A 13,269-nucleotide genomic window follows, 5' to 3' on the forward strand; every position below is an offset into this window, starting at 1 on the left:
ATTAGGATAAGGAAGTAACGCTTGAAATAAAGATTCTGGTGAAGAGAGTCTTTGAGAGAATATGGTATGTTTTGTAGGAATGATTTATATTAATAAATCCGGATACAACTATGTTGCAGTAAAGTTATCGCCAACATAGTTGTATCAGGATAAATGCTATCTGTCAGATGAATATAGTATTCCTTGTCAAAGCTAACGAATACCTATATAAATCTTATAAGAATTATTTCAACTTCGCCTTATATTCTCCGCTATTCAATATTTCCAGTGCCTTTTGAACGCTTTCATTGGTAGTATTCATTACCCGGAAATATTCATTTATATCCCAGAGATCGCGTGCAATAAGTGCTTTTAACTGTGTTTTGATAAGCGGCAGCGATTTCTGGTATTGTTCTTCGTTGAACTTCACTTCTTCTTTATCGCCCATCTCACGCAAAGCGGATAACATATCATTGCTGATGTTGAACTTCTTATTGAAATCTTCAAAATTCTTATATTCGCCGGTCAATTCTTTCCGATGGTTCTCGATATATTTCATCGTGAACTTTGAAACAATACCTTTGGCTACCAGGTTACGATGATAATTCGTAAAAAGAGTCGTATCGATTGGTACAAAATAGTCAGGCATGATACCACCTCCGCCGTAAACGGTACGTTTCAACTTCTTGGTCTGTACTTTCAAAGAGTCGGGAAAATGGATACTATCAGCATTCATCAATTCGCCATGGTTGAAACGGTCGATCAGGTCTTTATTGTAATCGGTCTCGCTGTTGTAAGGCTTCTGGATGGAACGGCCGGTAGGAGTATAGTATCGAGCCACAGTCAGACGAATCATCGAACCGTCCTGTAAGGGAACCGGGCGTTGCACTAATCCTTTTCCGAAAGAACGGCGTCCTACAATTACTCCTCTGTCCCAGTCTTGGATAGCACCACTTACGATCTCGCTGGCTGAGGCTGTATATTCATCTACTAACACGACGAGACGACCGTTACGAAATTCTCCCTTTCCATTAGCAAGGGTTTCATTGCGAGGGGCAGTTCTCCCTTCGGTGTAAACAATCAGTTCGTTCTGATCCAGAAACTCATTGGCAAGATCTTGAGCTGCGCTCAGGTAACCGCCTCCATTTCCTTGCAGGTCGAGGATGAGGTCTTTCATTCCTTGTTTCTGTAGCTCCTTCATTGCTTTCTTGAATTCTTCTGCTGTGGTAGCTCCAAACCGGTTGATACGGATATATCCTGTACCCGGTTGAATGATATATGAAGCGTCGAGACTGTAAATAGGAATTTTATCTCTTTTTACGGTGAACACCAACGGATCTTTTACACCGCGACGAATAACCGTCAGATTAACTTTCGAATCTTTCGGACCACGAAGTCGCTTCATTATATCTTCCGTACTCATCTTTACTCCTGCAATGGTGCTGTCATTAACCGCTACAATACGGTCCCCGGCAAGGATACCTACTTTTTCCGAAGGTCCGTTGCTGACAGGTTGTATCACTAACAGCGTATCTTCCACCATCTGGAATTGTACACCGATACCTTCAAAGTTACCTTGAAGAGGTTCGTTCATCTTTTTCACTTCTTCTGCATTTGAGTAGGTGGAGTGCGGGTCGAGTTGAGCCAGCATCTTGATGATAGCTTCCTCTACCATTTTGTCCTCATCTACTTCGTCCACATAAAACCTGGAAATAGCCATCTCTGCCATTTGAAGTTTCTGCAAAGCAGGCGAACCGAAGTTCTGGGCGTGTGCAGTGATTGCCCACAGACAAGCAAGTAATATACTTAGTTTTTTCATTATCATCCTTTCTCTTCTAATTTATGAGTCTCTGTCGGGAGGTGTTAATCATTCATTTTCATTCCTTTAGGGATGAACTGGCTGATATCTTTGTTATAAGTTAGCAATTCGCGTACGATCGTTGAGCTGACACATGTCAATTCCGGTTCTGTGAAGAGTAGAATCGTTTCGATACCTGCCAGTTTACGGTTAATATCTGCGATAGTTTCTTCATACTCGAAATCTTTTACTGTACGGATGCCGCGAACAATGAACTGCGCTTCTACCTGTTGGGCAAAGTCTATCGTCAGACAGTCATAAGACATCACTTTGATGCAGGGATTGTCCTTGTAGAGTTCCCGGATCATCTCCTCTCTTTTCTCGATAGGAAAATACGTATTCTTGTTTTCGTTGATACCAATTCCGATCACAATCTCGTCCATAAAGGTAAGTGCACGTTCTACTACCGAATAATGTCCGATGGTGAAAGGGTCGAAAGTACCCGGAAATATTGCTTTTCTCATGATGCCAAGTCTTCTTCTATAACTAAGTTGTCTATAATAAAGTTCTGCCGTTCCATTGTATTTTTACCCATATAGAATTCAAGCAACTCTTTTACAGCATCCGTTTTGCGTAATGTTACTTGTTCCAGACGCATATCTTTGCCAATAAAATGCTTGAACTCGTCCGGTGAAATCTCTCCCAGACCTTTGAATCGGGTGATTTCCGGATTGGGACTAAGTTCATTGATAGCATTGATACGTTCTTCTTCGCTGTAGCAATAAATCGTTTTCTTTTTATTACGTACGCGGAAAAGCGGCGTTTGCAAAATGTATACGTGTCCCTTCTTGATGAGATCGGGGAAGAATTGCAGGAAGAAGGTAATCAGCAAAAGGCGAATGTGCATACCGTCCACATCTGCATCAGTTGCCACAATTACTTTGTTGTAGCGTAATCCTTCTATTCCTTCTTCAATATTTAGAGCTGCCTGAAGCAGGTTGAATTCTTCATTTTCATAAACTACCTTTTTGGTTAGTCCGAAAGAGTTTAATGGCTTACCACGAAGACTGAATACTGCCTGGGTATTGACATCACGGCTTTTCGTGATAGAACCACTAGCAGAGTCTCCCTCGGTGATAAAGATGCAAGACTCCTCTTCCAAGCCTTTTCCTTTCGGATCATTCAGGTGGATACGGCAGTCACGCAACTTACGATTATGCAAATTTGCTTTTTTGGCACGTTCGCGTGCTAACTTCGTTACGCCTGCAATGGCTTTACGTTCCTTCTCCGACTCCTGGATTTTTTGGTACATAACGTCCGCAATATCCGAATTTTTGTGCAGATAGTTGTCTACTTCCTGTTTGATGAAGTCGCCTACGTATTTATTGACCGTTATGCCACCGGGTGCCATATTAGTAGAGCCTAACTTGGTCTTAGTCTGACTCTCGAAAATAGGTTCTTCCACATTTACAGCAATAGCGGCTACCAAACCGTTACGTATGTCTGTATAGTCTAGGTTCTTATTATAAAACTCCTTAATCGTGCGGGCAATGTGTTCTTTGAAAGCACTCTGGTGTGTGCCTCCTTGGGTCGTATGTTGTCCATTAACGAACGAATAGTATTCTTCTCCGTACTGTCCGGTATGCGTGAAAGCGATTTCTATATCTTCTCCTTTCAAATGGATGATAGGATAGAGTCCCGTAGCTGTCATGTTGTCATTCAACAAATCTACCAGACCATTACGTGATAGGATGCGATGGCCGTTATAGATAATGGCAAGTCCGGTATTGAGATATGTGTAGTTGCGCAACATTGTTTCTATAAACTCTGGTATGAAACAATAGTTCACAAACAAAGTGTTGTCCGGCTCAAAGAAAATATAGGTTCCGTTTTCCTCTTCCGTATCTGTTGTCTTATCTGTCAGTAGTACTCCTTTGGAGAAAGTAGCGGTACGTACTTTACCGTCTCGATAGCTTCGTACTTCGAACTGTGAGCTTAGAGCATTGACAGCTTTCACACCGACGCCATTTAGTCCGACACTCTTTTTGAATGCCTTACTGTCATATTTACCACCTGTGTTCAACATACTGACAGCTTCTATCAGTTTTCCTTGCGGAATGCCACGACCATAATCACGGACACTGACACGGAGATTCTCTTCAACGGTAATTTCGATCTTCTTACCAGCTTGCATTTTGAACTCGTCAATACTGTTGTCAATTACCTCTTTCAGAAGGACATAGATTCCGTCTTCGGCATGTGCACCGTCGCCTAGCCTACCAATATACATACCGGGGCGTGTGCGCACATGTTCCATGTCGCTTAAGTGTCGGATATTGTCGTCTGTGTACTCTACTGTTGTATTGTTATTGTCTACAGATATCAATTCGTTCTCTTCCATAATGTTTAAATGAAAAATGGGGAATGAAGAATGAAGAATTGCCATACAGCATAAAAGCGCAGCCTATTTCTTCATTCTTCATTCTCAATTATTAATTTCCTTGATGAATGCACGGCGACGCTTATGTTGCTTCGTTTCAAAGTAATCCCACTGTGCCTGAACTTTTCCGTTCATTTCCAGTTCGGGGTTGCTTTCCGCAAAGATAAAACCTAATTTTTGATAAACCGGAATTAAATCGGAAAATAACAAAGCATTAACACCTTTATTCTGATATTCAGGTTTTACTGCAACAAGCAGCAGATCGAGCATTTTAGCACGACGTTTCATGAATAATGCTTTCAAAAGATAGAACCATCCGAGAGGCAACAGGCGTCCATGTGATTTCTGCAAAGCTTCGGATAGAGAAGGCATTGAGATACCTACACAAACTAATTGGTCGTCGGCATCGGTGATTAGTGTGACCATTCGCAAGTCTACGATAGGCAGGTACATTTTCACGTACTGATTGATTTGCCGTTGCGACAACGGTGAATATCCGTAAAGCGGACTGTAAGCTTCGTTCATCAGTTCGAAGATTTGCTGTCCATACTCCTTGGCTATCTTTCGTGAAGAAGTATATTTCTTGATTTTGAGATTATATTTGCGTTGGATCAGGTCGGAGATTCGTTTGTGCTTTTCAGGAATAGCGTCGGGGATGTATATTTTATATTCTACCCAGTCAGCATCCTTGCCGAAACCCAATTTCTCCATGTGCTCCGGATAATAGGGGTGGTTGTAGATAGTGGCCATCGTACTAAGCTGGTCAAAACCTTCAATGAGCATTCCTTCTGCATCGAAGTCGGTGAATCCCAGCGGACCTACGATATGAGTCATTCCCCGTTCTTTTCCCCATTCTTCTACTGTTTTGATTAATGCAGAAGAGATTTCAAGATCATCGAGGAAATCGATCCATCCGAAACGGACATTCTTGCATCCCCATTTTTCGTTGGCGCGCTTATTGATAATAGCGGCTACGCGCCCCACAATTTCATTATCTCTGTACGCCAGAAAATAGTCTGCTTCACAAAATTCGAATGCTGCGTTTTTCTTTTTGTTGAATGTGTTGAGCATATCGTCGTAAAGGTCGGGCACAGAATAAGGGTTTTCTTTGTAAAGTTTGTAATTGAAACGAATGAATTTCTTCAATTCTCTCTTCGTTGAAACTTTCTTAATTGTAATAGCCATATCTCGTATTTATGATTAGAGGAAGCAAAGATACGTGATAATCTTTAATATTCATCGTTCAGGGACTCAAAATCCAAAGAGATGACTTCGAATTATTGTTCCTTTTATTGCGGTCCTTTATATAGAGCGAATGAGCAGAACTGTATAAATAATGTAAGCTAATACTAAAATTCCTCCTTCTATCCGGGTAATAGTCCGTTTGGCAAAAAAGAGTCCAAGCAACCAAAGCAGAATGCTGGAACCAACTAATACAAAGAGGTCGAAATTAGTAATACCGTTCAGACGGAGGGGCGTAATAGTGGCACTACATCCTAATACAAAGAAGATATTGAAAAGGTTACTGCCGATGACATTACCGATAGCAATCTCCGGATTCTTTTTAATAGCGGCCACAATGGAAGTGGCAAGTTCGGGCAAGGAAGTTCCCCCGGCTACTAAAGTCAACCCGATAATTGATTCACTGATTCCCATGTTACGGGCAATTCCTGTAGCTCCATTCACAAAGATTTGTCCACCGAAGATAAGGGCGGCTAAACCGCCAATAATGTAAATAGTGGATTTCCACCAGGGAAGTAGTTTGATCTCATCCTCTCCTGTAGCTGTTGTTGGTTCTATAGGCTGTCCACCGGAAGGTTTTGTAGGGAAAGCAATAGCAAACGTATATCCCATAAAGATGGCGAAAAAGCAAAGTAACAGTAATCCGTCTACTCTATCTAAGATATTCTCAGCAGCTTTATTCAGAAAAATATCATTGGCGCAAATCAATAATACAATGGAAGAAAGAATACAGAGTGGAATCTCTTTTTTCAGTGTATTCCGGGTGATGACAATCGGGGCTACTAATGCTGTACAACCTACAATCATTAATGTGTTGAAGACATTACTACCCACCACATTACCGATGGCAATATCTGCACTTCCTTTGAGAGCAGAAGCGACACTGACCGTAAGCTCCGGTGCGGAAGTTCCGAAAGCAACAATTGTAAGACCGATGACAATCGATGGAATTCGGAAGCACTTGGCTACCGAAGCTGCTCCGTCTGTTAGCCCGTTGGCTCCCAGGAGAATCAGGAGCAATCCTCCAATAAGTAGTAATATATTCATAATTTCTCCATTTTGCAGCAAAGATAGTGATTCTTTGAGATGATATATCAAAAACAATATGTATGTTTGTATGTTTAATAAAAAGTAAGATTATAAGCTTATATAACCCGAAATGTTCTGTATGGAAAGGAAATGTCTAAAACGATATTGTCTATTGTTTCTGATAGCTTTTGGAACTGTGAATGCACAAGCTCAACTTAAGGAAGCGGTTAAGAATATATTATTGAGGGATACTGTAGAAACCTCTAATGTTTCGTTAAAAAAGGATTCGGATTCCACTCAATTGGCGAATCTGCAAAAGTCTTTAGTGGAAGCTCGTCTCAGCGAAGCAAATCTGCGAATGGAAATGGAGCAAATGAAGCTGCAAATGGCAACTGCCGATTCTGTGAAATTTGCCCGGCAAAGACTACGTATTGACTCATTACGTAAGTTCACGAAAGGAATTCCGGTGGTAGCCGATGGAGATACTTTATTTTATCTCTATACAAAGCGTGGAGGCTATACCCCTCAGCAACGGGCACAAATGACCGGAACAGCGATTGAAGAACTCGGAAGACGTTTTAACCTTAGTCCGGATTCTGTTTCGATAGATCACTCGGATATTGTTTCCGATCTTATGTATGGCAATAAAGTATTGCTTTCTCTAACTGATCAGGACGCTTTATGGGAAGGAATCCCCCGCGATTCTTTGGCAAAGGAGAGAAGAGGCGAGGTAGTGGATAAGTTGCATGAAATGAAAGCTGAACATGGCCTTTGGAGAATGGCAAAACGTGTCCTTTATTTTGTATTGGTGATTGTAGGACAATATTTGTTTTTCCGTCTAACCAATTGGCTGTTTAGGAAGCTCAAAGTGCGTATCCTACGTTTGAAGGATACTAAGTTGAAGCCTGTCACTATTCAGGGATATGAATTGCTGGATACACAAAAGCAAGTGAATCTGTTGGTTTTTGTAGCGGGTATCGGGCGATATATCATTATGGGGCTTCAGTTACTAATCACTGTTCCTTTGGTCTTCATAATTTTCCCGCAAACCGAGGGATTGGCTTATAGCCTTTTTGGATACATATGGACTCCCGTTAGAAAGATTCTGATCGGTATTGTTGATTATATTCCGGATTTGATTACCATTATAGTCATATGCTATGCTATAAAATCTTTGATTCGCCTTGTCCGCTATCTGGCACATGAAGTGGAGTCAGGAAGGCTTAAATTGGGCGGTTTCTATCCCGATTGGGCGATGCCGACTTATCATATTGTCCGTTTCCTGCTTTATGCATTTATGATCGCGATGATTTATAATTATTTGCCGGGTGCTGATACAGGAGTCTTTCAGGGAATTTCAGTATTTGTCGGGCTGATCGTCTCACTTGGATCTAGTACGGTAATCGGAAATGTTATGGCGGGGATGGTGATTACTTATATGCGCCCGTTTAAATTGGGTGACCGTATAAAATTGAATGATACAGTGGGGGATATTATAGAGAAAACTCCTCTTGTCACTCGTATTCGTACCCCGAAGAATGAAGTGGTTACTGTCCCTAATTCGTTTGTTATGTCTTCACATACAGTAAATTACAGTGCATCTGCCCGTGAATATGGTCTGATTATTCATTCGGAAGTTTCGATTGGTTATGATGTTCCTTGGCGACAGGTTAATCAATTGCTGATAGATGCAGCATTAAATACGCCCGGTGTTTTAGATGATCCCCGTCCGTTTGTATTGGAGACTTCATTAAGCGACTGGTATCCGGTTTATCAGGTAAATGCTTATATTAAAGAAGCGGATAAGATGGCACAGATCTATTCGGATTTGTATCAGAATATTCAAGATCGGTTTAATGAAGCAGGGGTTGAGATCATGTCACCTCATTATATGGCTGTGCGTGATGGCAATGAGACGACAATCCCTAAGGATGATCTGAGAGGGAAAACGAAAACGGAAACAGGGACAGCTAAATAATTATTGCTGCACCCTAATTGTTACCTTTCGAGTTTATACTGATTAGGTCTTCTCGCACAGGATTAATAGCTTCTTTTCATTATTTAAAGTGGTTGCAAATAGGTAAGTGGAGCCTCCATCGGATAATTTGGTCCGTTTGCGGAGTTCCGCAACAGAAGCGGGAAAATTGCGGATCGTGATATTGGCTTTCTCTAGATTCCCTAAAGTCTCTTTAATTTCTTTTCTGTTGAAACTGCAATATCCTTTAATCTGGAATACTCTTCCGGGGAAGTTCTCAATCAGTATATCGGATGTATAAAGATGGCTGTTAGGATGAAGTTTTGAAATATGATAGGCGGACGATAAACTTTTATAAGCACCTCCTTTCAGTAGTGAGGCATGTGGCTCATAGAGATAGTCTGCAAGGATATTTGTATAAGTACATTCGCTGTGTTGTTCTTGTTCGCGGGTAAAGGTGAACTTTTGCTCACCTTTGGATGAAAAGTTTACACAATAGATAGGAACTTCTTTGGCTGGTGTTTGCCCCAGAATTAAAAGGAGTTCTTTGCATTCATTATTGACGGAAATAATATGAGCCTCCTGCGTGTGTTGTAGCTCTTTCAATGCGAGGGATAGGTCAAGCATAGGGGAGAGCTTAATCATAACTTTATTCGCTTTCTCCAATAAAAGTTGTTCCAGTTCGGCCACATTGGGTTCACAATCGGAAATAGCTACGGTTTTTGCTCCATGTTCGTTGCGGCGGGCAGGATCAAGGAAGATACAATCTACCGGAGACATCATTTTCAGATAGGCTACTCCGTCTTCGTTTTTAACACTAATATGATTCAAACCAAGTATGGGGAAATTGTGGGCTGCAATCTCACAAAGCTCTTCTTGGCACTCTATGTATACAGCGGACTTGAATCCTGCAGCAAGGAACGAACAGTCGATGCCGAATCCACCGGTAAGATCAGTCAAAGACTGGCCTTGTATTAATTTGGCTTTATAACGAGCTGTAATTTCTGAAGAACATTGTTCTAATGATAGATGCTTTGGGTACCAAATATCATCTATTTTTTTCCACGATGGAATCTTCTCTGTTGCAACTTGCCTTCCTGCTATTTGGGTAATAGCTGTTGGCATATCTACATTCGGATATTTCTTGGCTTGTAAAGCCAAGGTTCGTACATCATCTGCTTGATGTTCATGAATAAATACTTGAGTTGCTGGAGAAATCTGTATCATAACTATCAGTATTCAGAACTAAATAATAATTTATAATTGATTATGGAATCAGTTTATACTTCCGCTTGGCTTCGTCCCTGCTGCAGAAATTGAAATGCCACCATTCACTTGGTAGTGGACGGAAACCTGCTTTTTTCATAACTGTTCTTAGTAATATCCGGTTTTGCCGTTCGTTTTCACTTATTTTACCTGTATGTACTAATTCATTTTCCTGTGTAATGTTTGCTTCGAAGCCGAGATGGTCTACTTGGGTTCCCATTGGTAGTGGAGTCCCCAAAGAATCCAGTATACTGATGTCTACCGCAAGTCCGTAATTATGTAGTCCACCTCCATGGTTCGGGTTAGATACGTATTTGAATTTAGATGTGCCTTTTACTACATTCCACATTTTCTTTTGCACAGACATTGGGCGTGCTGCATCGTAAACGATGAGGCTGTATGATGGATATGACTGTTTGAGCTCTTTTTGTGCCTGCATAAGAGCGTGTGCTGCATCCGGGTGAAGATAAGCTTCTTTCAGGTCATCGTAGAGTATTTCTCCTGTGAAGTTGTCTGAGCGAGTGTACATTAATTCGATGTGAATGGTCGGATCTAACTCGGAGATATTCACAAATCCTAGAGAATCTAGTGTAACTGCTGTCTGGCTTTTAGTTGAGGTGTTTTCTAGAGGAGTAGGGGTAGTTGGTCTTATTGAATCTATGTACGCAGCATTCTGCTGTTGTTTTTCTTTTGTCGGGGTACAGGAACAAGAGAAAATCAACATTAACCAGAATAGGAATAATGCATTACGTCTTATTAATATCAAGGTTTTTCCCATCTAGTCCACTTATTTTCAATAAATTAATGCTCTCTTAATAATGCCTTGGTGAAATATCAAACTCTATAGTTGCAAAGGTAGTTATTTGATTTATATTTAGCAAGTTGTAAGGGCATCATACAATAGCCAATTGATATTATTGATTTCATGTGTTTCTCTTTTAATTGAACTTAGGATATGCTAATGGATAATTCATGAACCTGCTGTATTTTAATGTGAATAATTCCAAATTTGATAGCACAAGGAGCAGTTCTTATGTCGGGTGATAGCGAGATTTGCTTATTTCGTTAATAAGCGAACTTCTGTTCACCTCTCATGATTATTTCTTTACGCAACGCACGAAGCAAGTATCAGAACCGTTATCATCATATATATTCGATGTATCAATATCATTAAAATCGAAAGTGAAATAATTGATATCCCAGCCAAATTTCTTATTTCCTTTAACAGTTGCTTCACTTTCAAACCAATATATCGCTCCGGGTCTTCTGAACAAATCGAAAAATAGGGGTCTGTCTTTCACTCGTGAGTTTCCCCAGGAATGATATTCATCTTCGGGATAATAATCCGTGCGCCCGGCAGAATATCTCAGAATTCCATGTTCATTGCGTTTTCGATGCCCATAGCCGGATGCGCCTATCGGGAAGAAAAGGCTCTTGCCCGTTTGTTTATTATAAGCGAAACAGCCTCTCATACCACGTCCATTATTGTTGTTCTTGTAGTCGTAACCGTACGCTGTTTCGATATATATAGTCACTTTGCAAATTTGCTCCTAACTGTTTTTTTAATATAAAAGTATGTTTAAGAGTAGAATTTAGAGAGGAAGGGGAGCGAACTCCCCATTCCATTCTCATCATTACAGATTGAAGTAGTCTGTCTTATTAATTGTCAATCGTTCGTGTATGAACTCTTTGACATCATCTGTGAGAGGCATATCAAATCTTACTTCACCGCGATAGAATCGGAAGTAACCACGAAAGTAGGTAACACCTTTTCTAACTTTATCACGTTCACGATAAAGACGTTTATACTCGTCTTTCAAACGCTTTAAGAGTTTCAGTTGGAAGTTGTCAGTAGCATTCACTTCTTGTTCTTGTTTAAAGAAATCATCATTGGGATTGATTCCGTTACCTTTTAACAGGCTTAACACAATTTCAACTGCTCTATCATTTACATACGTACCTTGCTTCTCTACTAATCCGTCAAGTTCGGCAATGATATAAAGATACGCCTTACCCTTAGTGTTGTAGGGGACAACCGTCACTCTAGCAAAGTTAAAGACAGCATTGAATAGCCATATTAAAACTGCCTTATCTACATACACTGGCGGTTCACTCTTTACTGTCGTAACTTTTAAAACGCCTTCATTACCCTTCTCCACCTTTAAGGTGTTAGTTGAATTAACACTTGAAGTTTTACCAACTTCTTTACCATTCACCATTGCAGTCTGTCCCGCTGTCATAATCTTTTCTTCCATAATTATGAAGTTTTTGATTTTACATTAAAACTAATCAAGAGTGGTATGTACCGTTTATCTCTTGATTACGTTGCAAAGGTGAGGAATTGTCAAGAGGTGTGTTATAAAGAATGGAGAGCCATTTCTAGGCAATTCTTTAGATAGTAGTATATCAGCAAGTTAGCTAATTTAAGGATATAAAAAAACTACCACGTAATTACATGGTAGTCTGTGAGGATTGGTAGATTATAAATTACCAGAGATGTTCTGTAGATCGATTAGTAGGTGAAAAATTGTAGTCCGCTATCTGCTTAGGCTTCCACATAGGTTTATAGCTTTGCTTCACTAAGTAGGCTATAGCTGCATTGGTGTAGTTCTCGTCATCATTGAAGCTGCCTTCTTCAAACAGTAGCCTCATGTAGTCTAAAGTCATGCGTATCTGTTCGCTCTTTGTCTTTAGTGAAGAGTACTTCTGTAACAGGTGGAATGTACCGTACATGATTAATTCGCAAGCATGATTCTTAGTCTTTCTGCCTTTTTTGGCTGCATATACTTCCTTCAATTCTGCTTGGGCTTCTTCCAGACTGTTTACTCCTAAGTATATATGTAGGTAGTTATCCAGTAAGTCAGTAAGCCAATGGCATGAGTTGTCTAGTGTTATCTTCTTTACTCCATTATCAATGGTGATAGAATTTAGTGATCTCAACTCTTTCTTCTTACTAGGTGAGTATCTCTTAGTGTTTAGCAACTCATATAGCTTTAGCATTTCTGGACGGACTTGTTCCAGATAAGGCAGTGTGTCCTCTGACATGGTAACTTCTGTATAAAGTTCACCATTCTTATACTTCTCATATATAGCAGCTACTACAAACAAGGTTGTACCAATGACTTCGTTATAGTCTGCTTCTCCATGATCTTGTAACAGATCAAACAGTTTTTTTAAGATCTTATCATCAGACAAGGTGATAGTGATGTTAAAATCTGAATCCATTATAAAGCTACTAGGATCAAACTCTTTACTAGTTGAGGCTGGTCTTGGTGCGTAACGGTGATAGTCAAATGCACCATTATCTACTGCAAACTCATCCAGAATTGGACTATCAATCATATAGGCATTGGCTATCTCCTTATCAATCCCATTGGGATAGTGAGTATAATAGGCATGTAGTAGTTCACTCTCAAACATAGCACGCTTATAACCAAAGTACTCTGTTAAGATTGGCTCTAATTGCTTTAGTTCTGGAATTGGTAGTATGTAATCTCTCATGTCATATCTGCATTAGGAGCTGTAAAGTTAAAAAGAAAT

At 40.2% G+C, this 13,269-nt stretch carries 11 protein-coding genes; 1 reads left to right on the plus strand and 10 read right to left on the minus strand.

The window, feature by feature from the left end; genetic code table 11:
* Positions 1-223 precede the first annotated feature (223 nt).
* The 5 genes from CZ225_RS02140 to CZ225_RS02160 form a co-directional block, all read right to left on the minus strand.
* Positions 224-1,798, minus strand: coding sequence for a S41 family peptidase (locus CZ225_RS02140; protein ID WP_392387490.1), 1,575 nt, complete (start codon positions 1,796-1,798; stop codon positions 224-226).
* A 44-nt stretch (positions 1,799-1,842) separates the two neighbouring features.
* A complete protein-coding gene (coaD, locus tag CZ225_RS02145; protein WP_025076358.1) occupies positions 1,843-2,301 on the minus strand; it encodes a pantetheine-phosphate adenylyltransferase in 459 nt (152 codons plus the stop codon).
* On the minus strand, positions 2,298-4,178 hold the full coding sequence (locus tag CZ225_RS02150; RefSeq protein ID WP_077155650.1) for a DNA topoisomerase IV subunit B: 1,881 nt from the start codon (positions 4,176-4,178) through the stop codon (positions 2,298-2,300). Before CZ225_RS02150 ends, coaD begins: the two co-directional genes overlap by 4 nt.
* 84 nt (positions 4,179-4,262) lie before the next feature.
* Positions 4,263-5,402, minus strand: a complete 1,140-nt coding sequence (locus CZ225_RS02155) for a hypothetical protein (protein WP_025076356.1) — start codon at positions 5,400-5,402, stop codon at positions 4,263-4,265.
* 117 nt (positions 5,403-5,519) lie between these two features.
* Positions 5,520-6,506, minus strand: coding sequence for a calcium/sodium antiporter (locus tag CZ225_RS02160; protein ID WP_077152817.1), 987 nt, complete (start codon positions 6,504-6,506; stop codon positions 5,520-5,522).
* Between the two features lie 121 nt (positions 6,507-6,627).
* Here CZ225_RS02160 and CZ225_RS02165 point away from each other — a divergent pair, with 121 nt between their 5' ends.
* On the plus strand, positions 6,628-8,466 hold the full coding sequence (locus CZ225_RS02165) for a mechanosensitive ion channel family protein (RefSeq protein WP_077155651.1): 1,839 nt from the start codon (positions 6,628-6,630) through the stop codon (positions 8,464-8,466).
* Positions 8,467-8,508: 42 nt separating this feature from the next.
* Here CZ225_RS02165 and CZ225_RS02170 read toward each other — a convergent pair whose 3' ends face one another.
* The 5 genes from CZ225_RS02170 to CZ225_RS02190 all read right to left on the minus strand — a co-directional run bounded on the left by CZ225_RS02170 (position 8,509) and on the right by CZ225_RS02190 (position 13,230).
* Positions 8,509-9,690 carry a THUMP-like domain-containing protein gene (locus CZ225_RS02170; protein ID WP_077152818.1) on the minus strand — a complete coding sequence of 394 codons (1,182 nt, stop codon included), beginning with the start codon at positions 9,688-9,690 and terminating at the stop codon, positions 8,509-8,511.
* 40 nt (positions 9,691-9,730) lie between these two features.
* Positions 9,731-10,507: a M15 family metallopeptidase gene (locus tag CZ225_RS02175; protein WP_083714558.1), complete on the minus strand. Its 777-nt coding sequence runs from the start codon at positions 10,505-10,507 to the stop codon at positions 9,731-9,733.
* A gap of 319 nt (positions 10,508-10,826) precedes the next feature.
* Positions 10,827-11,264, minus strand: coding sequence for a hypothetical protein (locus CZ225_RS02180; protein ID WP_077152819.1), 438 nt, complete (start codon positions 11,262-11,264; stop codon positions 10,827-10,829).
* Positions 11,265-11,363: 99 nt separating this feature from the next.
* Positions 11,364-11,984: a hypothetical protein gene (locus tag CZ225_RS02185; RefSeq protein WP_077152820.1), complete on the minus strand. Its 621-nt coding sequence runs from the start codon at positions 11,982-11,984 to the stop codon at positions 11,364-11,366.
* 232 nt (positions 11,985-12,216) lie between these two features.
* Positions 12,217-13,230 (minus strand): hypothetical protein, encoded by a 1,014-nt coding sequence (locus CZ225_RS02190; RefSeq protein ID WP_077152821.1) that lies wholly within the window; start codon positions 13,228-13,230, stop codon positions 12,217-12,219.
* Positions 13,231-13,269: the final 39 nt, after the last annotated feature.

It is taken from the genome of Bacteroides bouchesdurhonensis, from assembly GCF_900155865.1.
In the GTDB taxonomy this organism is placed as follows: Bacteria; Bacteroidota; Bacteroidia; order Bacteroidales; family Bacteroidaceae; genus Bacteroides; species Bacteroides bouchesdurhonensis.

What these genes read in the sequence shown, in the direction of transcription:
- CZ225_RS02140 (WP_392387490.1), bottom strand. Translation starts at nt 1,798, where the DNA reads ATGAAAAAACTAAGTATATTACTTGCTTGTCTGTGGGCAATCACTGCA.
- CZ225_RS02170 (WP_077152818.1), bottom strand. Translation starts at nt 9,690, where the DNA reads ATGATACAGATTTCTCCAGCAACTCAAGTATTTATTCATGAACATCAA.
- coaD (WP_025076358.1), bottom strand. Translation starts at nt 2,301, where the DNA reads ATGAGAAAAGCAATATTTCCGGGTACTTTCGACCCTTTCACCATCGGA.
- CZ225_RS02185 (WP_077152820.1), bottom strand. Translation starts at nt 11,984, where the DNA reads ATGGAAGAAAAGATTATGACAGCGGGACAGACTGCAATGGTGAATGGT.
- CZ225_RS02150 (WP_077155650.1), bottom strand. Translation starts at nt 4,178, where the DNA reads ATGGAAGAGAACGAATTGATATCTGTAGACAATAACAATACAACAGTA.
- CZ225_RS02190 (WP_077152821.1), bottom strand. Translation starts at nt 13,230, where the DNA reads ATGAGAGATTACATACTACCAATTCCAGAACTAAAGCAATTAGAGCCA.
- CZ225_RS02155 (WP_025076356.1), bottom strand. Translation starts at nt 5,402, where the DNA reads ATGGCTATTACAATTAAGAAAGTTTCAACGAAGAGAGAATTGAAGAAA.
- CZ225_RS02165 (WP_077155651.1), top strand. Translation starts at nt 6,628, where the DNA reads ATGGAAAGGAAATGTCTAAAACGATATTGTCTATTGTTTCTGATAGCT.
- CZ225_RS02160 (WP_077152817.1), bottom strand. Translation starts at nt 6,506, where the DNA reads ATGAATATATTACTACTTATTGGAGGATTGCTCCTGATTCTCCTGGGA.
- CZ225_RS02175 (WP_083714558.1), bottom strand. Translation starts at nt 10,507, where the DNA reads ATGGGAAAAACCTTGATATTAATAAGACGTAATGCATTATTCCTATTC.